This is a genomic window from Nocardia violaceofusca NBRC 14427, assembly GCF_963869435.1.
Lineage (GTDB): Bacteria > Actinomycetota > Actinomycetes > Mycobacteriales > Mycobacteriaceae > Nocardia > Nocardia aobensis.
On sequence record NZ_CAWMPM010000059.1, the window covers coordinates 1 to 24,810 of the forward strand.

Sequence of the window (24,810 nt, forward strand, 5' to 3'; positions counted from 1 at the left end):
CGATGAGATGCTCCTCACATGGATTGGAAAATCGAACTCGTCGCCATCCCGGTCACCGACGTCGACCGGGCGAAAGCCTTCTACACGAGCATCGGATTCAACGCCGATCACGACGCCAGCCCGTCCGAGGACATCCGGTTCGTGCAGCTGACTCCGCCGGGTTCGGGCTGTTCGATCTGCATCGGCCGGGGCATCACCGACGCCGCGCCGGGCAGCGTGGTCGGTATGCAGATGGTGGTGGCCAGCGCCGAGGAGGCCTACCGGCAGCTGGTGGCCGCGGGTGTGGAGGCCACGCCGGTCAAGGACGAGGGCTGGGGTCTGTTCACCTATTTCGCCGATCCCGACGGCAACAAGTGGGCCGTGCAGGAACTGCCGCAGCGGGGCTGAGCCGCGGCCGGGCCGGGCCCGGGCGATGCGCCCGGGCTTGCATGGAGTGCACTCCAGGTCGGTACTGTCGAAGCGCGGGCCCGCGGGTCGGGAAGCGGGTCAGGAAGGCGAGTGGCGATGACGGCAACCACGGCGAATCCCCTCGAGCACACCGAGGACTACGAGCGCCCCAAGTATTCGATCGGCGATGCCGCGGAGAAGTCCGGCCTCACCCGCGACACGCTGCGCTGGTACGAGCGAATCGGCCTGATGGACTACATCGGCCGCGATTCCAGCGGTAAGCGCCGGTTCAGCGATCGCGATCTGAGCTGGCTGCATCTGATCGGCTGCCTGCGCACCACCGGGATGTCGGTCGCCGATATGGTCCACTACGCCGAACTGGTGCGGGCCGGTGACGAGACCACCCCGGAGCGGCTGGAGATGTTCCGGAAAACTCGCGAGGGCGTGCTCGCCCAGATCGAGGACCTGCACAGCACACTCGCCGTGCTCGACCGCAAGATCGGCCTCTACGAGGGCAGAGTCGCTGCCATGCAACAAATCTGAACCCGCGTGACGTCGCATACATCCCGCGCATGGTGACGCAGCGCACGGTTAGGATGCCTCCGCTATGCAAACCCCCGCCGCCGATGCCCGCATCTGGATCGACAAACAGAGTCCCGAGCCCTTCCGTGCGCTCAACAACGTCGCACTGGCCGTCCGCAACGCGGCCGCGGCCGCCGGTCTCGACCGTTCCCTGGTCGAGCTGGTCAACGTGCGCGTCTCGCAGATCAACGGCTGCGCGTACTGCCTGGACCTGCACTCCCAGGCAGCGCTGAAGGCCGGCGTGACCCGACAGCAGCTCGACGTGTTGCCGGCCTGGCGGCGTACCGAGTTGTTCACCCCGTCCGAATGCGCCGCCCTCGCACTCGCCGAGACGACCACCACGTTGCCCGATGAGGACACCCTGCAACGTGTGTACGCCCATGCGCGGAAACAGCTGTCGGACGAACAGGTTTCGGTGATCGTCTGGGTCGCGACGACCATCGGCGCGTTCAATCGCGTGTCGATCATGAGCAGGCATCCGGTGCGGGAACGGAAGGAGTAACCCGATGATCGATCAGGCCGCGACCGCAGCAGTCGTCCGCAACGACGCGCAGCACCGCTACGAGGTGTGGTACGGCGACAAACTCGCCGGATTCGCCGAATATCGCGACAACGGCGAGGACACGACCTTCATCCACACCGAGGTGGATTCGGAGTTCAGCGGGAAGGGCCTGGCCGGCACGCTGGCGCGGCATGCGATCACGGACGCGATCGACCGCGGCCGCGCGATCGTGCCCCGCTGTTCGTTCATCAAGAGCTGGCTCGACAAGCACCCGGACTACGATGCTCACGTAGTGGGCAAAGGCATTCAGCGGTAACCGCGCCCGGCATCAGCGGTGACCCCGGACCGGAGGTGGCCGATGAGCGATCTCGAGGCGAATCCCGCCGAGGCGCTGTGCGAATCGTCGCCGGCGCCCGGCCCGCGGGCGGATTTCCATCCGGCCCGGGAGGTGCCACTGGGCGGCGTGCGCGGCGTCACGGTGATGCGGGTACTGCCGCAGCGTGATCTGCCGACGGTCGGCGCCTGGTGTTTCCTCGACCACTTCGGTTCGACCGAGACCTCGCATCGGCTGCCGCCGGATATCGATCCCCATCCGCATATCGGATTGCAGACGGTGACCTGGCCCTTCGACGGCCGGATCCGTCATCGCGACAGCGTCGGATCCGATGTGGAGATCGAGCCCGGCCAGCTGAATCTGATGACCTCCGGGCGCGGCATCGCGCATTCGGAGTACACGGTGCCCGGTGCGCCCGCCGGGCAGGGACTGCAGTTCTGGATCGCGCTGCCGGATGCGCACCGCGATATCGCACCGCATTTCGAGCAGCATCGCGAGCTGCCGGTGCTGGCCCGGCCGGGACTGCGCGCGACCGTGCTCATCGGCTCGCTCGGGGAGGTGCGCTCACCGGCGATCACCTACTCCCCGATCGTCGGCGCGGACATCACCGTCGGCCGGGGTGCGGACGCGCGTCTGCCGCTGGCACCGGAATTCGAGCATGCGGTGCTGGTGATGTCGGGCGAGGTGCGCATCGACGACGTCCTCGCCGAACCCGGTCCGCTGCTGTATCTGGGCAGCGACCGCGCCGAACTGCGGTTGCGCAGTGAATCCGGCGCGCGGGTGGTGCTGATCGGCGGCGAGCCCTTCGGCGAGGATCTGGTGATGTGGTGGAATTTCGTCGGCCGCAGTCACGACGAGATCGACACCGCCCGCACCGCGTGGGAGAAGCACGACACCGAGCGCTTCGGCGATGTCGCGGGACATACTCCGCAGCAACGCATTCCGGCGCCACCGCTGCCCAATCTGCGGCTGCGCCCACGCACCCGTCGCGAATTCCCGCCCCGCTGATCAGCTCCGGTCGAAAACCGTACTGCCCGAATCGGTGTCGTCGGTCATGGACTGGGTTCCGATGACACGCAACAGTTCCAGCCGCTCCTTGGCGTCGGTTCCGGGACGCGGATAGTAGACCAGCAGATGCTGGGCCGCATTCGGCGTGACCAGCGTTTCGCAGACCAGGTCGAGCAGCCCGACCTGCGGGTGCCGGATCCGCTTGGCATCGCTGATCCGGACCGCGACCTCGTGCGCCGACCACAGCCGTTCGAATTCGGGACTGACCGCCCGCAGCTTCGTCACCAGTTCGGTGACGTCGGCGTCGCCCGCCCGCCGCGCCGCGGTGGCGCGCAGATCGGCGACGTGCCGGCGCGTCAGCCGGTCCCAGTCGGCGTCGGGAAACGTCTCCCGGCCGATCGGATCGGTGAACCAGCGCCACAGCAGGTAGCGGTCCATGCCGGTGAAGCGGGTGTGGTCACCCGTCATGTTGATGTGCATGCGGTTCTGCGCGAGGATCTCGCCGAGGTCCGATACCACGCAGGCGGGCGTGTCCTCCAGCTTGTCCAGGAGATAGAGCAGCCCGGGCCCGACGTGCCGGTCGCCGCCGCCGCGATGCGGCGCCGCATGCCCGCACAGGTGGTAGAGATGGTCGCGCTCGTCGTCGCTGAGCCGCAGCGCGCGGGCGAGCGCGCCGAGAACCTGCACCGAGGGTCGCGGACCCCGCGACTGTTCGAGGCGGGTGTAGTAATCGGTGGACATCCCGGCGAGCAGGGCGACCTCGTCGCGACGCAGGCCGGGAGTCCGGCGGCGGGTGCCGGGCAGCAGACCCACATCGGCGGGCTGGAGTTGCTCGCGCCGCCGCCGCAGGAAATCGGCCAGTTCCTCGCGATTCATCACTCCACTGTGCCCCGCGCGAGCGGCCGCAGCCAGGGATCGCCGATCCCCCGATAAACGATCTCTGCCGAGGCGACGCATCGAGGCGCAGGATTCGGTCATGACTATCGAGCAGACACAACTGGGCGAGACGGGCCCGAAGGTCGGACGCGTCGGTCTGGGCGCGATGGGGATGTCGGGCGCCTACGGGGCTTCCGACGAGACCGAATCGATCGCCACCATCCACGCCGCCCTCGACTCCGGCGCCACCCTCGTCGACACCGGCGACTTCTACGGCGCCGGCCACAACGAAATGCTGATCCACCGTGCCCTCGCTCAGCGTCCACGCGAGGACTACCAGCTGAGCGTGAAATTCGGTGCGCTGCGCGGTCCGGACGGCAGCTTCGGCGGCGTCGACACGCGACCGGAGGCGATGCGCAACTTCCTGCACTATTCGCTGCAGCGGCTGGGAGTCGACTACGTCGACATCTACCGTCCCGCCCGGCTGGATCCGGCGGTGCCGATCGAGGACACCGTGGGGGCGATCGCGGAGATGGTGCAGGCCGGCTATGTGCGCCACATCGGATTGTCCGAGGTCGGCGCGCAGACCCTGCGGCGTGCGGCGGCGGTGGCGCCGATCGTCGATCTGCAGATCGAGTACGCGCTCATCACCCGGGGCATCGAACGCGAAATCCTGCCGACGGCACGGGAACTCGGCATCGGGATCACCGCCTACGGGGTGCTCTCGCGCGGATTGCTGAGCGACTCCCTGCGCGCGAACCAGACCTTCGCCCCCGACGATTTCCGCGCGCACAGCCCGCGATTCCAGGGTGAGAATCTCACCGCCAATCTCCGGCTGGTCTCGGCACTGGCGGAGATCGGCGACCGCCACGGCGTGAGTGTGGCACAACTGGCGATCGCCTGGGTGCTGACCCGGGGCGCCGATATCGTTCCGCTGATCGGCGCGCGCCGCGTGGATCGCTGGTCCGAAGCCGTTGCCGCACTGGAGATTCGGCTCTCCGAGTCGGAGCTCGCCGCGATCGAGGCGGCGGCGCCCGCCGAGGCGGTCGCCGGTGACCGCTACGCCGCCCCGCAGATGGCCATGTTGGACAGCGAGCGCTGAAACCCGTTCGCCGCCCGCTTATTTGCGCCGCGGCCGAATCACCGCGGTGAACGTGGCCGCGGCGACCGACTTACCGGTGCTGTCGGTGATGTCGACCGGCATCGCCAGTTCCACCGGCTGCTGCGCGGCGATATCGGCGCGGGCCTGTTCCAGTTCCGCCGCGGTCAATTCCGAGGTGGCACGGAACGGGCCCGCCTCGCCTTTGGCCCGGGCCAGATATTCGATCCGGCCGTCGCGCGCGACGATGAATGTCTCGCCCATCAGGTCCACGATGCCGGAGATGGAGGCGCCCATCGCGGCCGTTTCGGCCAGGCCGAACAGAATGGCGGCATGCACGTCGCCGTTGTGATTGAGGTGTTCCGGCTTCGGCGCCATGCTCACCACGTTGCGGCCGGGCAGATATTCCACCCCTTCCACCCCCGCGAACTGGATGAATCCCAGCTTCTGAAATCCGGCCATCACCAGCTCGCCCATGGCAGCGTGGTCCATTGCGTCTCCCGTCGCGCACAGAATTGAAACGTGTTCCACTTTTTTACTCTGTACGAGGAACCCTGTCCACAGCACACCGCCCCACCGGTCCGGCGGGGTGTCCGAAAAATCCGAAAAGAAGGTGGTTCAGATTTGCCGGATTTTGGTTAAGCTTCATTCCACTGCGCTGAGCACGGCAGGACACCCAACCGGGTCCGCGGACCCATGATGCACGAGGAAGCAGTTCATGAACGCCTTTATCGCCCTGATCGACTCCAACTCCGCCGGCACAGTGAACTCGAGCAGCGTCTTCACCAACATCATGAACCTGTTCGTGACGGGGTCGGCCGGGTCCGCCACCCAAGGCGGCGGCATCTTCAACTGAGCCGCGCTCCGCAACCGCCGGCCCGCCCCCGACCCCATGCACGGAGGCGGGCCGTTCGCATTCCGGCCGACGGCCGGGTCGTTCAGCCGCGCAACTGTCCGGGGGTGGTGTCGAAGCGGCGGCGGAACGCCTTGGTGAAACTACTGGCCGAACCGAATCCCAGATCCGCGCCGATATCGGCGACGCTGCGCTGCCGATAGGCGGGATTGCGCAGGCGATCGCGGGCGATCTGCAGGCGCTGCTCCCGAATGACCTCGCTCGGCGTGGTACCGGCCTGACTGAATGCCAGCTGCAGCTGACGCAGCGACCAGCCGAGGGCCGCCGCGACGCGCGCGCCGGTGAGCTCCGGATCGCCCGCATGCGTGCGGATGTAGCGCCGGGCGCTCGCCTCCACCTGCGCCAGCTGGGCCGGCGCACTCGGTGCCTCCCCGAGAATCTGCATGCACAGCAGATCCACCAATTGTTCTGCGACGGTGTCGAATTGGTGGTCGGTGAGCGCGGCGCGCTCGGTGTACAGGGTGCCCGCGACCGCTCCCGCGACCCCGCCGATTCCGGTGCTGAGGTTCAACGGCCGCGGTGGCGGCTCCCGGCGGTTGAGACGGTGCCGGATGTCCTCGCGCGCAATGGTGACGATGAGCCCGTGCGAGCCCTCGCACATCGACATCTCGAAGGGTTCGTCGGTGGAGACCAGGCACGCACTGCCGGGCGGCAACGCACCGGTGTCGTCACCGTGGCGGAAAGTCAGGGTGCCGGTGATCGGTACGAGCAACCGATAGTCGGAGTCGGGGTCGGCGCGGATGAGCCGCGGACTCCGGAAATAGGTGACAGCATCGGATTCCCAGCCGACCAGTTGATACGACTCGGTACGCCGCATCGAGGTGCGTCCGCGAAAATCCGCGGAAGTCGGAAACCGGTAGCCCAGGGTGCACTGGTACGAGCTGATCAGATGAGCCCAGTAATCGACCCGCTCGTGCGGCTCGATCGCACTCGTCGTCTCCGATTCGGCAGTGGTCATCGCGGATATCATCGCCGGTTTTCCGATTCTGCGCACCTGAACAATGGCCCTGCGTTCCAGGACATGTGGGCATGCCCCGGCGCTCGCTACCGTGCCGGTGAGCTGATATCCGGAAACGGGCTGTACAACGGCGGAATGCGGGTCCGGATCGGCGCGGAATGGATGAGGATCAGGAGGTTTCCATGCGCAGGATCGTGGTCGGGGACGACGGTTCCGGACAGGGCCGAGTACTTTCCGACGAGAACGTCGAGCCGCTGATGCTGGCGCTGCTGCCGGGCGCGCAACTTCATCGGATGTGGGAGGTCGACGAACTGCCCGCACTTCCGGTCGACCGGATGCCGTCCGACGTCGACACCAGCTACTTTCCCGGACCCGGCGGAGTGCGCTTCGGCTTCATCTCCGTCCCGCCGGGCCTGAGTTACGAGCCCGATGCCGAGTTGTCCGAGGCGGAGATGGCGGTGGTGGCGGCCGAGGCGGAGCAGAAGTTGCCGGGCATGATGGCCGCCTTCGACCCGGCTCGTCCCGGCGTGCACGCCACCGAGAGCGTCGACTTCGTGGTGGTGCTCAGCGGCGAGGGCCGTCTGCGGATCGGCGACGATGTGGATGTGGCACTGCGACCGGGCGATTGCGTCGTGCAGCACGGCGCACCGCACGCCTGGTTCAACGACGGCACCGAACCGTTCGTGTTCTGCTACACCCTCTGCGGCGTCGAGCGGAACGCGCCGGCCGCACCGTGAGGCGGGCACGGCGATGAGAATTTCCGGAAGTCGTTGGCGCAGTTTCGAATACACGCCCGTCGATGCCGGTCCCTGTGCGGTGGAACTGCCCACCACCGCCGTGGGCGTACCGCGGCGATTCTTCGATTGCCTGCTGGTGCGGATCGTCGTCGAACCCGGCGACTGCCCCATCAGCGGTGACGCCGTGCGCACGGTCCGGCGGCTGTGCGCCGACAGCGACGCATCGTTCGTCGTACTCGCCGGCAGCCCGTTCTGCGTGGCGAGCGGCAGCCGTTTCACCCTCGGCTCCGATCAGGCCGATGTCTTGACCCATCTCGCCGACACCCTGGACGTCCTCGCGGAATTCACCGATCGCCTGGAGGAACACGGCGAACGCGCCCATGCGATTCCGTTCGGCTGGAACGTCGCGTGCCGGATGGAGATACCGGCGCGGCCGTGGACGTCGACGGTGACCCTGCGCGCACCGGCGCCGCCGGCGCGGTTCGACGGCTTCGCACCCCCGCCCCGCGCCCGGCCGCACTGCCCGCACGCACTGGTCTCGGCGCATTCGCGGACCTTGCGCCGCTGAGGCCGGGCACCGCCCTCGGCCGTCACCACCCCTTGACCTTCAGGTCGGCTGAAGCTTCATGATGGGGCGGTGACGGAATCCGCAATGGTGACGATCGGAGCGTTCGCACGGGCCAGCGGGCTCACGGCGAGCGCACTGCGGTTCTACGCCGATTCCGGGTTGCTGCCGCCCGCGATCGTGGATCCGATGTCTGGATATCGGTATTACGCCGACGACCAGCTGGAACGGGCGGTGGCGATTCGGGGGCTGCGCGAGATCGGCATGCCGCTGGACACGATCGCGGCGGTGCTGGCGGCCGAGGGCGAGAGCGCGGGACAGCTCATCGACGAGCACGTCGCCGGACTGGAACAGCACGTACGGCGGGCTCGGGGACGGGCGGCCGAGATCAAGGCGGCCCTGGGCACCGGGCGCGGGTGGGCGGTCGCGACCGTCAGCGGTCCGGTCTTCGCGACGGCCGTCGAGCAGATACTCGCCGCGACCGTGCACGAACCGGAGCATCCCGTCCTGAGCGGCGTCCACGTCGAGGTCTCGGCCGAGGCGCTGACGCTCACGGCCACCGACCGCTACCGGCTCGCCACCCGCACCCTGGTGCCCGAGCGACCGAGTTCGACCGAGTGGGCCGCCACCGTCGACGGTGACGATCTGCGGCTGGCCGTGCCGCGGATCCGCCGCCACCATCAGGTCCGGCTGGATGCCGGACCGCATTCCGTCCGATTCCGGGCGGGCGAGTCGCCGGCCGGGACGTGCCGCATCCTGCCGGGGCCGTTTCCCGACCATCGGATGCTGCTGGGCTCCATCGAGACCGCCCGCACACGCGTCGTGACGCCGAGGGACACCCTCGTCCGGGCGATGGAATCGCTGCGCGCGCGGCATATCCGGCTGTGCGTCCGCGCCGGGGCGGTAGCGCTCGCGAGTGCCGGTTCCGGTACGAGCGAGGCGGTTTCGGCCGCGGTAACCGGGCCGGACGTCGAGCTCACCTTCGACATCACCACCCTCTATCCGGCGATCGGCGCGGCCATCGGGCCCGACGTGATGATCGACATCGCCGGTCCGAAGCAGCCCGTCGTCATCCGATCCGCGGACGACGGCGACCTCACCACCGTGGCGATGCCCGTCGCCCCTGGCCACATCGAGGAATCATGACCGACGCCGTTGCCCACGACCCCACCATGGCGGCCATCGGCGCGGCCGTGGAACGCGGCCGCAACGGCGAAACCGACTCCGCCCGAACGCAACTCGTCTCGCTGTGGCAGGACATCGGACCGGCGGGCGATCCGCTGCACCGATGCACCCTCGCCCACTACCTGGCCGACCTCCACACCGATCCGGCCCAGGCACTGGTGTGGGATGTGCGGGCGCTGGACGCGGCCGACACCCTCACCGAGGCACGCGTGCAGAGCCATCACGCGAGTCTGCACATCGCCGGCTTCTATCCCTCACTGCATCTGAACCTCGCCGACAACTACCGGCTGCTCGGGTCGTTCGCGGCCGCCGCGGAGCACATCGCGGCGGCGCGACGGCATACCGGCGCACTCGCGGACGATGGTTACGGACGGCTCATCCGAAGAGCGATCGAAGAGGTCGCCGCGGCGATCGAGCACCGATCGACCCGGCGGCGGGACTCGGCACCCGGCACGTCCGGGGCGTGATCGGACACTCGCGCACGGAGACGGGTCATCGCGACGCGATGAGCGGGACGAACTGGGTGGCGTCTGGCCGAACCAGTGCTCGTCCACGGCCTGTTCGCGAGTGACAACCGTTGCGGCCGTGGACAATTCCTCGGTCCAGGCGGCGAGCACATCGGACCGCGCCGACGCGTTCTCGAGATAGATGTGGCGCACCCGGGCCTCGCCGGCGATCGCCCGCACGCCGCGATGCAGATGCGGGCGGGCGTCGAGGTCGACGACGGTATCGGCGTGGATCATCCCGTGATCGCCGGTGATCAGGAGGGTGCACTCGGCTGGGAGGTCGGTCAGCAGATCCGCCACCGCGCTGTCGATATCGGCCAGTACCCGCAGCCACTCCGGAGATTCCGGGCCGTGCAGGTGGCCGGCGACGTCCAGGTCGGCGAAGTAGGCGTACGCGAAGCGCCGGCCGGTGCCGCAATGGCGTGCGACGGCGCGGATTCCGGCCCGCACCTGATCGAGATCGGTGGCCGGATGCACGGTGCCCGCGGCGCGGAAGGCCGCACGGGTCAGTCCCGAATCGCGCTGATAGCCGGGGATCACGTAGTGCACGTCGGATTGTGCACATCCATCCCCAGGGCGGCGGCCACCGAGGGCAGGACGTCGGCCAGTGAGTAGCGCATGATCGCCCATGCTGCCGCATCGATCTCACTGGGACGAGCCCATTTCCGAGTCGCGGCACCCGTGGCCCCGGTTTCCGCTCAGGTGAGAGGTTCGCGTAGTTCCCGGACGACGATGCCGTTGCCGCCTCGCTGTTTCGCCCGATACATGGCGGTGTCCGCGAAACGGAGTAGCAGCTCGGGCGAGAGACGGTCATCGGTTACTTCGCTGTCGTCGAGGACCGCCACACCGATGCTGGCGGTGACCAGGGCGCCGTCGCCCGAACTCTCGATCGCGCGCCGGAGCCGCTCGGCCAGTGCCCGAGCGGCTCCGGCGTCCAGACGTCCGACGATCGTGAACTCCTCCCCGCCGGTGCGCGCGATGGTGGCAGCGGGGTCGGTGGTGTCGCGCAACCGTGCCGCGGTTCTGGCCAGCACCCTGTCGCCCTCCTGATGACCGAAGGTGTCGTTGACCTCCTTGAATCGATCCAGGTCGATGATCATCGCGCAGATCGGCGTACCGGCGGCGAACAATCCGGGCAGGTGGTAGTCGAGTCCACGCCGGTTCAACAGGGTGGTCAGTGGATCCGACAACGCGTTCGTGCGGAGCACCCAATAGAAGAACTGCAGCGTCGGCAGTACGAGGACGACGGCGAGCACCATGATCAGCGTGGTGGCGATCGCGAGTGGGACGTCACGATCCGAGTTGGCGGGGGTGCCCATTCGTACCGTGACCAGCAGCACCGAGAACAGCGACCAACCCGCGTGCACGGCGAGCGCCTTGGCGCTGTGGAAGAGCGCCAGATAGCCACCGGTCAGGATGAGGGCGGTGTTGTTGATCATCGCCACACGGTTGGAGACCAGCAGACCGTTGATCGTGATGCCGAGGTCTGCGAGCGCGATCAACGCCAGTGACGCCCAGGCACTCGGCCACGGCAGCAGGTACCAGCGCACGCCCACCACCAACGCCAGAACGGCGAACAGGCCGATAACCGCCCGGCCGGCCGCGTTCTGCGGGCCTTCGGCCGACAGCAGGAGCATGAGGGCGACGAAACTCAGGCCCAAGCCGGATGTGCCGATCGAGAATTTCAGCAAGCCGAGTGCCGCCTGGTTGCGCAGCGTGCTCAGCAGCCAGCGATAGTCGGCGGGTTCTCGCCACCACATCCGCACGGCAACCAGCCCGCCGTAGCTCAGCGCATCGGCGACACGTGCCCGCGCGAACGGGCCCCTGCTGCGGCGATGCTCGTCACCGGACGGCTCGGGTGCAGCCATCCGACAACGCTAGGACAGCGTCCGGCGATCTGTGAAGTGCCCCAGGACCAGCGATATATGGTCGTAGTACCTCTTCCGACCGGTGCCGGATCAGGTCCGGATCTCCCGGATCAGCACGCGGCCGTCGCGGTCGGCCGTGATGGCGGTGTAGGCGTGGTAGAGGAACCCGCGGTCGGGACGGCGTTCGAAAACTTGCACCTGAAAGCGGTCCGGGACATCGCCACCGGTCACGTGCACGCAGTGCTGGGTGCCCACCGGCACCTGGGCGATCCGAGCCTGCAGGGTTTCGGCAGCGGGCACCGCCGCCGCTTCGGGCACGGCGTATTGCCTTGCCGCCGAACCGCTTCGGGTGGCGTACTGCGCGAACTCGTAGCCCAACACGGCATCCGGACCGGATCCGGTGCCGCCTGGCGTATCGTCGTTGACGTCGGTCGCGGTCCTGGCCGCGTAGCACCACGGAACACTGTCCGGCGCTTCGGTTTTCGCATCCGCCGGGGCTGACGCATCCGGCGGGGCGATACCCAACGGCAGCTGCCGCCACCAGCGATCGTAGACCTCCAGCGCCGCGTGCTTGGTCCAGCGCAGGCCGACGACGAATCGGGACCGGTGCACATCCTGCGGAAACAGCGTGTAGAGGTCCTGTGGCCCGGTCGCATCCGGCGTGGGCAGCACGACATCCAGCGGATCGGTGAAGCCCGGATGTCTCGCCAGCAGATCGCCACTGTGCTTACTCGCGTCCGCGGCGAATTCCACGGCGGCGTCTACCTTTTCGAGGTCGACGAGTTCCACCCGCAGATCGCGGTCCGGATTCTCACAGGCTATCGCCGCCCGGTCGCCCGTCGTCGGATCCACCGCGCACCGCGTCCCCAGCCATCCGGTCTCGCCGGGGCGCGCGGATACCACCTGCGCAAAATTGTCCGCGATGGGCTGGTACTTCGGCCCCCAGCCGCCGTCGGCCGTCGAATGCCCGCCCGACCATCTGTCGACCGCCACCCCGGCACCGGCCAGCACGATGACGACACCCGCCGCAGCCGCACCCCGCCGGATCCGCACTTTCCGCCGCGCTGCCCGGGCGGGCACTACCGGTGACTGCCCGGAACCGGCGCCGTCGGAATGCGGGGGCCCCTGCGCCGGCCGATGCCCGGGCCCCGGTGCGCCGAACGCCGACTGTGCCCGGGACTGCGTCGGTGCGGTCGCCGATGTCGGGTATCCCTGCGCCAACCGCGCCGCCGAGTGTTCCTGCGGCTGCGAGGCGGACTCCCGCGAATCCGTACCGGCCGCATGATCCGGAGCGGGAGCACGGTAGACGTCACTGACCGCGCCGAATCTGTTGCCGGACAGCGCTTCCGACACGTCAGCCACGAATTCCGCACAGCTGCCGTACCGCTCGTGCGGCTGCTTCGCCATCGCCCGCGCCAGCACGGGATCGAGGGCGGGCGGCAGGTCCGCGCGCAGCGCGGTCGGCCGGGGAATCGGTTTCGTGACGTGCCCGGCGACCACCTGACCCGGATTGGTTCCGGCATAGGGCGGTCGCCCGCACAACAGCGTGAAAAGGGTGCAGGCCAGGGAGTACTGGTCGCAGCGATGGTCCAGCGATTCGCCGGAGAGCTGCTCGGGCGAGGCGTAGGCGAGCGTGGCGGTGAGGGTGCCGGTGACCGTGAGTTCGGTGTCGGCGTCCTGCAATCGCGCGATGCCGAAATCGGTGAGGACGGTCCGTTCGGCGCGGCCGGCCTCGGGCGCTTCGAGGAGAAGGTTCGCCGGTTTGATGTCGCGGTGCAACACCGCCTTGCCGTGCGCATAGTCCAGTGCCGCAGCGGTTTCGGTGACGATGCGCAGCACCCGTTCGGTGGTGAGGGCGCGCCGGTCGAGCCGCGCCGCATCGGTGCCGTGCACATACTGCATCGATATCCACAGGTGCCCGTCGTCGGCGCCGCGGTCGTAGACCCGCACGATGCCCGGATGTTCCAGGCGGGCAACGATATCGGCTTCCTGATCGAACCGGCGGCGCCGCTCGTGATCGGCGGAGACCTCGCGGTCGAGCAGCTTCAGTGCCACCCGGCGGGGCAGCCGGGGATGGCGGGCGAGATAGACCGTTCCCATTCCGCCACGGCCGAGCACGCCCTCGATGAGGTAATCGGCGAACGTCTCGCCGATCGCGAGTGCGGCCACGGTCCCCCTTCTGGTCGAGCCCACCGAGGCGTCAGCAGTTTACCGGACGAATCCGGCGTCCTCACCGGGCGGATTCGGCGGCCCTCGCCGGGCGCGGCCTCCTCCGATACCGTGGATATCCAGCGCCGCAGATGTCGATGAAGGTGGTGAGATCGCAGTGTTCGACCCATTGGCCGATATCGACCGAGCCCTCGCCGACCGGGCCGGATGGACGTGGTTCGACGACCACCTGCTGTACACGTGCGGGGTGCTCGATCTGCTGCGCCGCGAGGAGTTGGCGCGCATGCCCGTCAAGTCGACCCGGATCCGGATCGATCCGGGTGAGGTGTGTATCGCCGAGGGCCCGGCGACCTGGTCGTTCTGGCGCTCGCCCGGCAACGGCGGCTGGACCCGCAACAACATCTACGTCGCGGGCAGCGCCTCCTTCGTCGCGGCCGCGCAACTGGGGAATGCGCTGGTGAACCAGGCCCGGCGCCAGCGTGCGGAGGCCGCGTCCCAGCCGCGCTGGATCGCCGAACGTCCCGGTTCGGTGATGATCTCCGACCGCCGCATCCACCTCACCAATCCCGACTACTCCTTCCGAATCCGCTGGGCCTCGCTCGAGACGATCGACCTGACCGCCGCCGACCAGGTGGTCGCGCGCTACGTCGACCGCAACAACACCTTCCACCAGTGGCAGGTCCGAACCCCTTGGGCCGTACTGATATTCGTCGTGGCCGCCCATCTGCACTTCCCGAATCATCCGCTGCTGCTGTCCGGAAATTGGCTGCCCGCCGGATTCGAGGACAAATGCCATCTCGCGGGGAAGACATGCCCAGCGGTCCGAGAGCGCTGACCTCACCTTCCGCATCTCCTCGTCCCGCTCGTGGTGAGGGTTGCTGGGCAATGTCGGTGCCACGTGGCACCATCGCGTTGTGAGCAGCACATCTGCCCCCGACCCGCGCCTGCGCGATCTCGCGCGGTTGCGCAAGGTCCGCGACCGCATCGACCGGGAATACGCGAAACCCCTGGACGTGGAGGCCCTCGCCCGCGATGTGCACATGTCCGCGGGGCATCTGAGCCGGCAGTTCCGCCTCGCCTACGGGGAGTCACCGTACGGATACCTCATGACGCGGCGCATCGAACGCGCGATGGCGCTGCTGCGGCGCGGCGATCTCAGCGTCACGGAGGTGTGCTTCGAGGTCGGCTGCCAATCACTGGGCACCTTCAGCACCCGCTTCACCGAGTTGGTCGGAGTACCGCCGAGCGTCTACCGGCGGGAGGCCGCCGACGCCACCCTGGGCATGCCGTCGTGTGTCGCGAAACAGGTCACCAGACCGATCAGGAATCGAGAAGCGCAGGTTACGGAGTAGGAATTAGCGTGAGCGACATGAACATCACCATTCACGACACCTTCCTCCCGCAAGACGATCCGGAGGCGGCGCTGGCCTTCTACCGCGACACCCTCGGCTTCGAGGTGCGCAACGACGTCGGCTTCAAGGGCATGCACTGGATCACGGTGGGCCCCGCCGGACAGCCGGACATCTCGATCGTGCTCTACCCGCCGAACGCCACCCCCGGCGTGACCGAGGAGGAGCAGCGCACCATCTCCGAGATGATGGCCAAGGGCACTTTCGCCAGCCTCAATCTGGCCGCCGAGAACGTCGACGAGGTGTTCGAGCGGCTGCAGGCGAACGGGGCCGAGGTCGTGCAGGAGCCGACCGATCAGCCCTACGGACTGCGCGACTGCGCGTTCCGCGACCCCTCGGGCAATCTGCTGCGGATCCAACAGGCCTCCTGAGCCGACCCCCGACAACCGAGCCGGTCGGCGGACCGGGCCGCCCACCCGACATTGGAGAAACCATGAGCAAGGCCGCGACGCCGGGCCGGCACGTTGCCGACACCCACGACCTGATCCGCGTGCATGGTGCACGGGTCAACAACCTGAAAGACATCAGTGTCGAAATCCCCAAGCGGCGCCTGACCGTCTTCACCGGCGTCTCGGGATCGGGGAAGAGTTCGCTGGTCTTCGGCACCATCGCCGCGGAATCGCAGCGGATGATCAACGAGACCTACAGCGCCTTCGTCCAGGGCTTCATGCCGACGCTGTCGCGGCCGGAGGTCGATTTCCTGGACGGCCTCACCACCGCGATCTCGGTCGACCAGGAGCGGATGGGCGCGAACCCCCGCTCCACGGTCGGCACCGCCACCGACGCCAACGCGATGTTGCGCATCCTGTTCAGCCGCCTCGCCCAGCCGCAGATCGGCTCGCCGAACGCGTATTCGTTCAATGTGCCCTCGGTGACCGCCAGCGGTGCGATCACGGTCGAGCGGGGCGGTAAGACCAAGGCCGAGAAGGCGACCTTCCACCGCCTCGGCGGTATGTGCCCGCGCTGTGAGGGCATGGGCTCGGTCACCGACTTCGACCTGACCGCGCTCTACGACGAGAGCCTGTCGCTCAACGAGGGCGCGCTCACCATCCCCGGCTACAGCATGGACGGCTGGTTCGGCCGCATCTACCGCGGTTGCGGACTGTTCGACCCGGACAAGCCGATCCGCAGGTACAACAAGCGCGAACTGCACGATCTGCTCTACAAGGAGCCGACCAAGATCAAGGTCGAGGGCATCAACCTCACCTACGAGGGTTTGGTCCCCAAGATCCAGAAGTCGATGCTGTCCAAGGATGTCGACTCGCTGCAGCCGCATATCCGCGCGTTCGTCGAGCGTGCGGTGACCTTCACGATCTGCCCGGAATGTGAGGGCACCCGGCTCAGCGTCGAGGCCCGGTCCTCGAAGATCGGTGACAAGAGCATCGCCGACGTCTGCCGGATGCAGATCAGCGATCTCGCCGCATGGGTGCGCGAACTCGACGAGCCGTCGGTCGCGCCGCTGCTGAAGGGCCTGCAGCACCTGCTCGACTCGTTCACCGAGATCGGCCTCGGCTACCTGTCGCTGGACCGGCCGGCGGGCACGCTCTCCGGCGGTGAAGCGCAGCGCACCAAGATGATTCGCCACCTCGGATCCTCCCTGACCGATGTCACCTATGTCTTCGACGAGCCCACCATCGGCCTGCACCCCCACGACATCGAGCGGATGAACAACCTGCTGCTGCAGTTGCGCGACAAGGGCAACACGGTGCTGGTGGTGGAGCACAAACCGGAGGCGATCGCGATCGCCGACCATATCGTCGATCTGGGTCCGGGGGCCGGAAGCCAGGGCGGCACAGTCTGTTTCGAGGGCGACCTCGAGGGCCTGCGTGCCAGCGACACGATCACCGGCCGCCACCTCGACGACCGGGCCAAACTCAAGGACGCCCCGCGAAAGTCATCCGGCGCGTTGGAGATTCGCGGCGCCTCCACCCACAACCTGAAGAACGTGGACGTCGACATCCCGCTCGGTATGCTGTGTGTGGTCACCGGCGTGGCCGGATCCGGTAAGAGTTCGCTCATCCACGGATCGGTCGCCGACCGCGAGGACGTCGTGGTGGTCGACCAGGGCGCGATTCGCGGTTCGCGGCGCAGCAATCCGGCCACCTACACCGGACTGCTCGAGCCGATCCGCAAAGCATTCGCCAAGTCCAACGGCGTCAAGCCGGCGCTGTTCAGCGCGAATTCCGAAGGCGCGTGCCCCACCTGCAACGGCGCGGGCGTGATCTACACCGATCTGGCGATGATGGCCGGCGTCGCGACCACCTGCGAGGAATGCGACGGGAAACGCTTCCAGGCGGCCGTTCTGGACTACCACCTCGGCGGGCGCAACATCAGCGAGGTACTGGAGATGTCGGTCGCCGAAGCCGAGGAGTTCTTCGGCGCGGGTGAGGCGAAAATCCCGGCGGCGCACAAGATTCTGCAGCGCCTCGATGATGTCGGACTCGGGTATCTGAAACTGGGCCAGCCCCTCACCACGCTCTCGGGCGGTGAACGCCAGCGCATCAAACTCGCCACCCACATGGGCGAGAAGGGCGGGGTCTACGTTCTCGACGAGCCGACCACGGGTCTGCACCTCGCCGACGTGGAGAATCTGCTCGGCCTGCTCGACCGCCTCGTGGACTCGGGCAAATCGGTGATCGTCATCGAACACCACCAGGCCGTGATGGCACATGCCGACTGGATCATCGACCTGGGTCCCGGCGCCGGCCACGACGGCGGGCGCGTCGTCTTCGAGGGAACACCGGCCGATCTGGTCGCCGACTCCTCGACCCTCACCGGCGAACACCTCGCCGCCTACGTCGGCGGATAGTCCGGGACGACGCCGATCGCTTCCCCCGAGCGCCTGCCGGTTCCGGTCGACCGGAACCGGCAGGCCGGATGCGTCGGCGCGGGCGGCTCAATGCTGCGCCGACGCGGTCTGTGGTCGCTACGTCGCGTTCAGCGCGCCATGCAGCGACGGGCCGGCCGCGATGATCGGCCGCCGACCTCGGGTCGTGGTCACGAGCCGTCCTCGCCGGTGGGATCGGCCGGATCGGTGAGGCCACGTTCGTAGGCGGCGCGGGCGGTGGAACCGCGGGTCGCGGCGACCTGATCCGGGACCATGCGACGCAAGGTCAGGTCTCGCAGGCGTTGGGGAAGCAGTTCGGCGAGCCGGACGAGCGGACCGATGTACCCCGGCACGGTGACCTCGAACCGGGGGTCTTCGATCGTCCGCAGCACCGCTCGCGCCACATCGGCGGGCTCCAGCAGTTTCGCGGCGCCGGTGTCGGTACCCGCGGCCAGGTCGGTCGCGACCACCCCCGGCATGATCACCGAGATCCGCACGCCGCTGCCGCGCAGTTCCTCGCGCACGCCGGTCAGGTAGCCGAGCACCCCGTGTTTGGTCGCGGCATAGGTCGATTCGCCGGGCGGGGACAACCGCGCGGCGGCCGAGGCGATGGTGACGATGTGGCCCTGCCCGCGCGCCCGCATGCCCGGTGCGACCAGCCGCACGCCGCGAATGACGCCGTGCAGATTGACCTCCAGCATGCGCGCGGTCGCGGCCTCGGGCTCGTCGTCGAACGAGCCCACCCACATCACGCCGGCATTGTTGACCAGTACGTCGATCGGACCCCACAGCGATTCCACGGCAGCGAGGAAGGTGCGGAAGGACTCCGTATCGGTCACGTCGAGGGCGAATCCGCGCACGGTACCGGACAATTCGGCTGCGGTGGTGATGGCCGCCGGTTCGTCGCGGTCGCCGATGGCGACCCGGGCACCGGCCTCGGCGAGCACACGCGCGATCTCCCGGCCTATGCCCCGCGCCCCGCCGGTCACCGCGACGACACGACCGGCGATCGGTGAGGTCATGGATGGTTCTCCATTCTGACATGCCTGCGTGTCAGCAACGATGCTCTAGTGTGCCATAGGTCGGGACGTGAGGACAGGGGCATGCCAGGACGGAAGTACCAGGGACTGATGCCGGACGAGCGCCGGGAGCAGCGGCGCGCGGCGATCCTGGACGCCGCACTGGAGGTTTTCGGCACCAGCGGTTATGCGGGCAGTTCGGTCAAACAGATCTGCCGCGCCGCACGACTCACCGAACGCTACTTCTACGAATCCTTCACCGACCGCGAAAGTTGCCTGGCCGCCCTGTATTCCGAAGTCGTGACGCGGGTGCGCGCCGCGACCGTGGCCGCGATGACCTCCGCGGGCGACGACATCGACGCCCAGACCCGCGCCGGATTGCAGACGTTCATCGGAAATCTGACCGAGGATCGGCGACTTGCCAGGGTGGCCCTGATCGAGGCCGTCGGTGTATCCCCCACCATGGAGGAACGCCGCCACGAGGTGCTGCGCGAATTCGCCGAGATCGTCACCGCCGCCTGGGCCGCCACCCGCGCCGAACCGCTGTCGCTCGAACAACATTCGGCGGCGGTCGCCCTCGTCGGCGGCGTCAACCATCTCCTGGTCGACTGGCTGATGGGCGGCAGCCCGCAATCCCCCGCCGCGCTCACCGACGTCTGCACCACCCTGTTCATCGCCGCCCGCCGCACCTTCGACGCGCAGGCCCGAGCCACGGAGACATCATGGCCGACGATCCCCTGATCGACTTCACGCGCGAATCGTTCAGTCACACGGGTATCAGCCACCCGATACTCCGATCGGGATCGGGCCCGGCGGTGATCGTGATGACCGAAGTCCCCGGCATCACGCCGAGGGTCGCCGAATTCGCCCGCCGGGTACGCGATCTCGGCCTGACCGCGGTGCTGCCGGATATGTTCGGTACGGCCGGACGCGATCCGAATCCGGCCGCTCACGGCCTGCTGAGCAGCGCGGCCTACGGTGTCGGCGCCATGGCCCGGCTCTGCATCGGACGAGAGTTCAGCATGCTGGCCGGCCCGGGAGCCTCACCCATCACGAACTGGCTGCGCGCCCTGGGCGCCGCCGAACACCGGCGTTGCGGCGGGCCGGGCATCGGGGCCGTCGGCATGTGCTTGACCGGAGGATTCGCCCTCGCCATGGCCGCCGACGACCATCTGCTCGCGCCGGTGCTGTCGCAACCGGCCACGCCGGTACCGGTGACGCGCCGCCGACGTGCCGAAATCGGTATCGGCACCGCGGATCTCGCGCGCATTCAGCAACGATGCGCGCAGGGCCTCGGCGTCCTCGGCCTGCGATTCCGCGGTGATCGACTGGTCCCGGAGGAACGATTCGCCTCGCTGCGCAGACAATTGGGCCCGGCCTTCGTGGCAGTGGAACTGGACCCCGAGGATGCGAATCCGGACGCGCCGACGCCGCCGCATTCCGTACTGACCGAACATCTCATCGACACGCCCGGCCATCCGACCCGGCAGGCGCTCGACCTGGTTCTCGAGCACCTTCGCACGCGATTGCTCGATTCCCCCGACCACGCGCCCGACCGGTCCTCGCCCGACGAGCCCTAGCGCACCGGCCGACCCGGCCGATACGACAACGCCCCGCCTCGGATGACCGAGGCGGGGCGAAGTGCCTTACTACGCGGGATTACCGGTAGTCGCTGAAACCGTAGTCGTCCAGCGGGACCGCGGCACCGGTCGTGGTGCCGAAGCCCTCCGGGCTGTAGTAGGTGTCGTCGTAGGACGGCACCGCGTACGCCGCGGCACGGGCCTCTTCGGTCGGCTGCACCTGGATGTTGCGGTAGCGGTTGATACCGGTACCGGCCGGGATCAGCTTACCGATGATCACGTTCTCCTTCAGGCCGATCAGCTTGTCGGAGCGGCAGTTGATCGCCGCGTCCGTCAAGACACGAGTCGTCTCCTGGAAGGAGGCCGCCGACAGCCACGAATCGGTGGCCAGCGACGCCTTGGTGATACCCATCAGCACCGGGCGACCCGACGCGGGCTCGCCACCCTCGGCGACGACGCGGCGGTTGGATCCCTCGAACTCCGAGCGCTCCACCAGCGAACCGGGCAGGAACTCCGTCGCACCCGAGTCGATGATGGTGACGCGGCGCAGCATCTGGCGAACGATGACCTCGATGTGCTTGTCGTGGATGGACACACCCTGCGACCGGTACACCTCCTGGACCTCGTGCACCAGGTGAATCTGCACCTGACGCGGACCCATCACGCGCAGCACCTCGTGCGGATCGGCCGAGCCCTCCAGCAACTGCTGGCCGACCTCGACGTGGTCGCCGTCGGCGAGCAGACGCTCGGAACCGTCGTCGTGCTTGAACACCCGCAGACGCTGACGCTTCGACAGCTTGTCGTAGACCACCTCGTCCGAACCGTCGTCCGGAATGATGGTGATCTTGTAGAAGCGGTCGTCGTCCTCGAGCCGGATCCGGCCCGAGACCTCCGCGATCGGCGCCTTGCCCTTGGGCACACGAGCCTCGAACAGCTCCTGCACGCGGGGCAGACCGCCGGTGATGTCGTCACCCGCGACACCACCCTGGTGGAAGGTACGCATGGTCAGCTGGGTACCGGGCTCACCGATGGACTGGGCGGCGACGATACCGACGGCCTCACCGATGTCGACCAGCTTGCCGGTCGCCATCGAGCGGCCGTAGCAGGTCGCACACACGCCGGTGCCGGTGGTGCAGGTGAGGACCGAGCGGACCTTGACGTCGGTGATGCCGGCCTCGAGCAGCGCCTCGATGGCCGGGTCGCCGAGGTCGTGACCCTTCTCCACGATGACGTTGCCGTCGGCGTCGACCGCGTCGGCGGCCAGCGTCCGGGCATAGGTGCTGGTCTCCACGTGCGGATCGCGGATGAGCAGACCGTCGGGCTGCTTCTCGGCGATCGCGACGAGGATGCCGCGCTCGGTGCCACAGTCGGTCTCGCGCACGATGACGTCCTGCGACACGTCCACCAGACGACGGGTCAGGTAACCCGAGTCGGCGGTACGAAGCGCGGTGTCGGCCAGACCCTTTCGCGCACCGTGGGTGTTGATGAAGTACTCCAGAACGGTCAGGCCCTCACGGAACGAGGACTTGATCGGCCGCGGAATGAACTCACCCTTCGGGTTGGTCACCAGCCCCTTCATGCCCGCGAGGGTACGAGTCTGGGTGAAGTTACCCGTGGCGCCCGAATCGACGATCGTGATGATCGGGTTGTCGGCCGGGTAGTGCGCACGCAGCGCCTTACCGACCTCTTCGGTCGCTTCCTGCCAGATCTTGACCAGGGCGTTGTTGCGCTCCTGGTGGTCGAGAGCACCACGCTGGTACTTCTTCTCGATCTGGTCGGACTGCGCCTCGTAGCGCTCCATGATCTCGGCCTTCTCCGGCGGAACGAGAACGTCCGACATGGAGACGGTGACACCCGAACGCGTGGCCCAGTAGAAGCCGGCGTCCTTGAGCTTGTCGACGGTCTGCGCGACCACGATCATCGGGTAGCGCTCGGCGAGATCGTTGATGATGGTCGCCTGCCGCTTCTTCGGCATCTGCTCGTTGATGAACGCGTAGTCCGCGGGCAGCAGCTCGTTGAAGATGACGCGGCCCAGGGTGGTTTCACACAGCCACGCGTCGCCGCGCTGCCAGCCCTCGGGGAACAGCTCCGCCTCGACATCCTTCGGCGGGCGCTGCTCGGTCAGACGCACCTTGATCAGCGAGCGAACCGTCAGCTCGCCGCGGTCGACGGCCATCTGGGCCTCGGCCGGCGACGCGTAGACGCCCTGCTCGGGAGCATCCGCGGTGGCAGGCCGGTACTCGCCCTTGGCGCCCTCTTCCAGGCGGGTCAGGTAGTACAGACCGGTCACCATGTCCAGACGCGGCATGGCCAGCGGGCGGCCGGACGCCGGGGACAGGATGTTGTTCGACGACAGCATCAGGATGCGGGCCTCGGCCTGCGCCTCCGCGGACAGCGGCAGGTGCACGGCCATCTGGTCACCGTCGAAGTCGGCGTTGAAGGCCTCACAGACCAGCGGGTGCAGCTGGATGGCCTTACCTTCGACCAGCAGCGGCTCGAAGGCCTGGATACCGAGGCGGTGCAGCGTGGGCGCACGGTTCAGCATGACCGGGTGCTCGGCGATGACCTCTTCGAGGACGTCCCACACCTGGGCGCGCTGCCGCTCGACCATCCGCTTGGCGGACTTGATGTTCTGCGCGTGGTTCAGGTCGACCAGACGCTTCATCACGAACGGCTTGAACAGCTCCAGCGCCATCAGCTTGGGCAGACCACACTGGTGCAGCTTCAGCTGCGGACCGACGACGATGACCGAACGGCCCGAGTAGTCGACGCGCTTACCGAGCAGGTTCTGACGGAAACGACCCTGCTTACCCTTGAGCAGATCGCTCAGGGACTTCAGCGGGCGGTTACCGGGCCCGGTCACCGGGCGACCGCGACGGCCGTTGTCGAACAGCGCGTCCACGGACTCCTGCAGCATCCGCTTCTCGTTGTTGACGATGATCTCGGGGGCGCCGAGGTCGATCAGTCGCTTGAGGCGGTTGTTGCGGTTGATCACGCGGCGGTACAGGTCGTTCAGGTCGGAGGTGGCGAAGCGGCCACCGTCGAGCTGAACCATCGGGCGCAGCTCCGGCGGAATCACCGGAACGGCGTCGAGCACCATGCCCATCGGCGAGTTGCCGTTGGTCTGGAAGGCCGCGACGACCTTCAGCCGCTTGAGCGCACGCAGCTTCTTCTGGCCCTTACCGGTGCGAATGGTTTCGCGCAGGTTCTCGGCCTCGGCCTCGATGTCGAAGGTCTCCATCAGCTTCTGGATGGCTTCGGCACCCATCGCGCCGGTGAAGTACTCGCCGTAGCGGTCCTGCAGCTCGCGGTAGAGCACCTCGTCCACGATCAGCTGCTTGGGAGCCAGCTTGGTGAAGGTGGTCCAGATCTCGTCGAGCCGGTCCAGCTCCCGCTGGGCACGGTCGCGCAGCTGGCGCATCTCGCGCTCGCCGCCGTCCTTGACCTTGCGGCGGACATCGGACTTGGCACCCTCGGCCTCGAGCTCGGCCAGGTCGGCCTCGAGCTTCTGGGCGCGGGCCTCCAGGTCGGCGTCGCGCTGGTCGGCGATCGTCTTCTTCTCGACCTCCATCTCCGCTTCGAGCGTGGACAGCTCGTTGTGGCGCAGATCCTCGTCGACGGCGGTGATGACGTAGGCGGCGAAGTAGATGATCTTCTCGAGATCCTTCGGCGCCAGGTCCAGCAGGTAACCGAGACGGCTCGGCACACCCTTGAAGTACCAGATGTGGGTGACCGGCGCGGCCAGTTCGATGTGGCCCATCCGCTCACGACGCACCTTGGCGCGGGTCACCTCGACGCCACAGCGCTCACAGATGATGCCCTTGAAGCGGACACGCTTGTACTTGCCGCAGTAGCACTCCCAGTCCCGGGTGGGACCGAAGATCTTCTCGCAGAACAAGCCGTCCTTCTCCGGCTTGAGCGTGCGGTAGTTGATGGTCTCCGGCTTCTTGACCTCACCGTAGGACCAGTTGCGAATGTCTTCGGCGGTCGCCAGGCCGATCCGGAGTTCATCGAAGAAGTTGACGTCTAGCACGTAACTTCCTTTCCCCTGTTCGGGTTCAGTATCGAGCAAAGTTCGCTAGTTCGTCCGCCGTGGCGGACCACTTCCGCGGAGCGGGAAACTATGCCCCGGCGCCCAATGCGGGCGCCGGGACCGATCGGCTACTGCGCGAGGTCGTCGACCGTCGCAGCCTCGTTGCGGGACAGGTTGATGCCGAGGTTCGCCGCGGCACGCTCGAGGTCCTCGTCGTCACCGTCGCGCATCTCGATCGCGGCGCCGTCGGAGG

General features: G+C 67.8%; 24 protein-coding genes and 1 pseudogene. 17 read left to right on the forward strand and 8 right to left on the reverse strand.

The window, feature by feature from the left end; all coding sequences use genetic code 11:
* The first annotated feature begins 18 nt into the window (after window positions 1-18).
* The 5 genes from AC5592_RS34040 to AC5592_RS34060 all read left to right on the forward strand — a co-directional run bounded on the left by AC5592_RS34040 (window position 19) and on the right by AC5592_RS34060 (window position 2,813).
* Window positions 19-387, forward strand: coding sequence for a VOC family protein (locus AC5592_RS34040; protein ID WP_036505834.1), 369 nt, complete (start codon window positions 19-21; stop codon window positions 385-387).
* A 117-nt stretch (window positions 388-504) separates the two neighbouring features.
* Window positions 505-930 carry a MerR family transcriptional regulator gene (locus AC5592_RS34045; RefSeq protein WP_036505835.1) on the forward strand — a complete coding sequence of 142 codons (426 nt, stop codon included), beginning with the start codon at window positions 505-507 and terminating at the stop codon, window positions 928-930.
* Between the two features lie 64 nt (window positions 931-994).
* A complete protein-coding gene (locus tag AC5592_RS34050) occupies window positions 995-1,471 on the forward strand; it encodes a carboxymuconolactone decarboxylase family protein (RefSeq protein ID WP_036505836.1) in 477 nt (158 codons plus the stop codon).
* A 4-nt stretch (window positions 1,472-1,475) separates the two neighbouring features.
* Window positions 1,476-1,787 (forward strand): GNAT family N-acetyltransferase, encoded by a 312-nt coding sequence (locus AC5592_RS34055; RefSeq protein ID WP_036505837.1) that lies wholly within the window; start codon window positions 1,476-1,478, stop codon window positions 1,785-1,787.
* A 42-nt stretch (window positions 1,788-1,829) separates the two neighbouring features.
* Complete coding sequence (locus AC5592_RS34060; protein WP_063066556.1) at window positions 1,830-2,813, forward strand: pirin family protein; 984 nt, start codon at window positions 1,830-1,832, stop codon at window positions 2,811-2,813.
* Here the strand turns inward: AC5592_RS34060 and AC5592_RS34065 are convergent, their stop codons facing one another.
* Window positions 2,814-3,689, reverse strand: a complete 876-nt coding sequence (locus AC5592_RS34065; RefSeq protein ID WP_063066557.1) for a helix-turn-helix transcriptional regulator — start codon at window positions 3,687-3,689, stop codon at window positions 2,814-2,816.
* A gap of 100 nt (window positions 3,690-3,789) precedes the next feature.
* Here AC5592_RS34065 and AC5592_RS34070 point away from each other — a divergent pair, with 100 nt between their 5' ends.
* Window positions 3,790-4,791: an aldo/keto reductase gene (locus AC5592_RS34070; protein WP_036505841.1), complete on the forward strand. Its 1,002-nt coding sequence runs from the start codon at window positions 3,790-3,792 to the stop codon at window positions 4,789-4,791.
* An 18-nt stretch (window positions 4,792-4,809) separates the two neighbouring features.
* Here the strand turns inward: AC5592_RS34070 and AC5592_RS34075 are convergent, their stop codons facing one another.
* Entirely contained in the window at window positions 4,810-5,280 is a 471-nt protein-coding gene (locus AC5592_RS34075) for a PaaI family thioesterase (RefSeq protein WP_063013662.1), read from the reverse strand.
* 226 nt (window positions 5,281-5,506) lie between these two features.
* Between AC5592_RS34075 and AC5592_RS34080 the strand changes: the two genes are divergently transcribed.
* Window positions 5,507-5,644 (forward strand): hypothetical protein, encoded by a 138-nt coding sequence (locus AC5592_RS34080; RefSeq protein WP_157104447.1) that lies wholly within the window; start codon window positions 5,507-5,509, stop codon window positions 5,642-5,644.
* Window positions 5,645-5,726: 82 nt separating this feature from the next.
* Here the strand turns inward: AC5592_RS34080 and AC5592_RS34085 are convergent, their stop codons facing one another.
* The gene (locus AC5592_RS34085; RefSeq protein ID WP_198164017.1) at window positions 5,727-6,659 is read right to left on the reverse strand and encodes an AraC family transcriptional regulator; all 933 of its coding nucleotides are present in this window, start codon (window positions 6,657-6,659) and stop codon (window positions 5,727-5,729) included.
* Between the two features lie 182 nt (window positions 6,660-6,841).
* Here AC5592_RS34085 and AC5592_RS34090 point away from each other — a divergent pair, with 182 nt between their 5' ends.
* The 4 genes from AC5592_RS34090 to AC5592_RS34105 all read left to right on the forward strand — a co-directional run bounded on the left by AC5592_RS34090 (window position 6,842) and on the right by AC5592_RS34105 (window position 9,613).
* Complete coding sequence (locus tag AC5592_RS34090; RefSeq protein WP_198164018.1) at window positions 6,842-7,396, forward strand: cupin domain-containing protein; 555 nt, start codon at window positions 6,842-6,844, stop codon at window positions 7,394-7,396.
* Window positions 7,397-7,409: 13 nt separating this feature from the next.
* Window positions 7,410-7,964 carry a hypothetical protein gene (locus tag AC5592_RS34095; protein WP_157122422.1) on the forward strand — a complete coding sequence of 185 codons (555 nt, stop codon included), beginning with the start codon at window positions 7,410-7,412 and terminating at the stop codon, window positions 7,962-7,964.
* A gap of 69 nt (window positions 7,965-8,033) precedes the next feature.
* Complete coding sequence (locus tag AC5592_RS34100; protein WP_063066561.1) at window positions 8,034-9,107, forward strand: DNA polymerase III subunit beta family protein; 1,074 nt, start codon at window positions 8,034-8,036, stop codon at window positions 9,105-9,107.
* Window positions 9,104-9,613, forward strand: a complete 510-nt coding sequence (locus AC5592_RS34105; RefSeq protein ID WP_036505849.1) for a hypothetical protein — start codon at window positions 9,104-9,106, stop codon at window positions 9,611-9,613. Before AC5592_RS34100 ends, AC5592_RS34105 begins: the two co-directional genes overlap by 4 nt.
* Window positions 9,614-9,739: 126 nt before the next feature.
* On the opposite strand, the pseudogene AC5592_RS34110 reads toward AC5592_RS34105, so the two are convergent.
* From AC5592_RS34110 to AC5592_RS34120, 3 genes and pseudogenes are all read right to left on the reverse strand, one after another.
* Window positions 9,740-10,282: pseudogene (locus AC5592_RS34110) on the reverse strand (alkaline phosphatase family protein); the annotation flags it as partial.
* A 68-nt stretch (window positions 10,283-10,350) separates the two neighbouring features.
* Complete coding sequence (locus AC5592_RS34115; RefSeq protein WP_063066563.1) at window positions 10,351-11,520, reverse strand: GGDEF domain-containing protein; 1,170 nt, start codon at window positions 11,518-11,520, stop codon at window positions 10,351-10,353.
* A gap of 90 nt (window positions 11,521-11,610) precedes the next feature.
* Entirely contained in the window at window positions 11,611-13,689 is a 2,079-nt protein-coding gene (locus AC5592_RS34120; RefSeq protein WP_063066564.1) for a serine/threonine-protein kinase, read from the reverse strand.
* 157 nt (window positions 13,690-13,846) lie between these two features.
* Between AC5592_RS34120 and AC5592_RS34125 the strand changes: the two genes are divergently transcribed.
* The 4 genes from AC5592_RS34125 to AC5592_RS34140 all read left to right on the forward strand — a co-directional run bounded on the left by AC5592_RS34125 (window position 13,847) and on the right by AC5592_RS34140 (window position 17,907).
* On the forward strand, window positions 13,847-14,524 hold the full coding sequence (locus tag AC5592_RS34125; RefSeq protein ID WP_063066565.1) for a hypothetical protein: 678 nt from the start codon (window positions 13,847-13,849) through the stop codon (window positions 14,522-14,524).
* 79 nt (window positions 14,525-14,603) lie between these two features.
* Window positions 14,604-15,041 carry a helix-turn-helix transcriptional regulator gene (locus AC5592_RS34130; protein WP_036505854.1) on the forward strand — a complete coding sequence of 146 codons (438 nt, stop codon included), beginning with the start codon at window positions 14,604-14,606 and terminating at the stop codon, window positions 15,039-15,041.
* Window positions 15,042-15,058: 17 nt separating this feature from the next.
* On the forward strand, window positions 15,059-15,469 hold the full coding sequence (locus AC5592_RS34135; protein WP_036505867.1) for a VOC family protein: 411 nt from the start codon (window positions 15,059-15,061) through the stop codon (window positions 15,467-15,469).
* Between the two features lie 62 nt (window positions 15,470-15,531).
* Entirely contained in the window at window positions 15,532-17,907 is a 2,376-nt protein-coding gene (locus AC5592_RS34140; protein WP_063066566.1) for an ATP-binding cassette domain-containing protein, read from the forward strand.
* 188 nt (window positions 17,908-18,095) lie between these two features.
* Here AC5592_RS34140 and AC5592_RS34145 read toward each other — a convergent pair whose 3' ends face one another.
* Window positions 18,096-18,947 (reverse strand): SDR family oxidoreductase, encoded by an 852-nt coding sequence (locus AC5592_RS34145; RefSeq protein WP_063066567.1) that lies wholly within the window; start codon window positions 18,945-18,947, stop codon window positions 18,096-18,098.
* Window positions 18,948-19,028: 81 nt separating this feature from the next.
* Between AC5592_RS34145 and AC5592_RS34150 the strand changes: the two genes are divergently transcribed.
* Both AC5592_RS34150 and AC5592_RS34155 read left to right on the forward strand, forming a co-directional pair.
* Complete coding sequence (locus AC5592_RS34150; protein ID WP_063066568.1) at window positions 19,029-19,685, forward strand: TetR/AcrR family transcriptional regulator; 657 nt, start codon at window positions 19,029-19,031, stop codon at window positions 19,683-19,685.
* Window positions 19,667-20,524 (forward strand): dienelactone hydrolase family protein, encoded by an 858-nt coding sequence (locus AC5592_RS34155; RefSeq protein ID WP_063066569.1) that lies wholly within the window; start codon window positions 19,667-19,669, stop codon window positions 20,522-20,524. The genes AC5592_RS34150 and AC5592_RS34155 overlap by 19 nt, the downstream gene beginning before the upstream one ends.
* A 79-nt stretch (window positions 20,525-20,603) precedes the next feature.
* Here AC5592_RS34155 and AC5592_RS34160 read toward each other — a convergent pair whose 3' ends face one another.
* Complete coding sequence (locus AC5592_RS34160) at window positions 20,604-24,557, reverse strand: DNA-directed RNA polymerase subunit beta' (RefSeq protein WP_063066570.1); 3,954 nt, start codon at window positions 24,555-24,557, stop codon at window positions 20,604-20,606.
* Window positions 24,558-24,810: the final 253 nt, after the last annotated feature.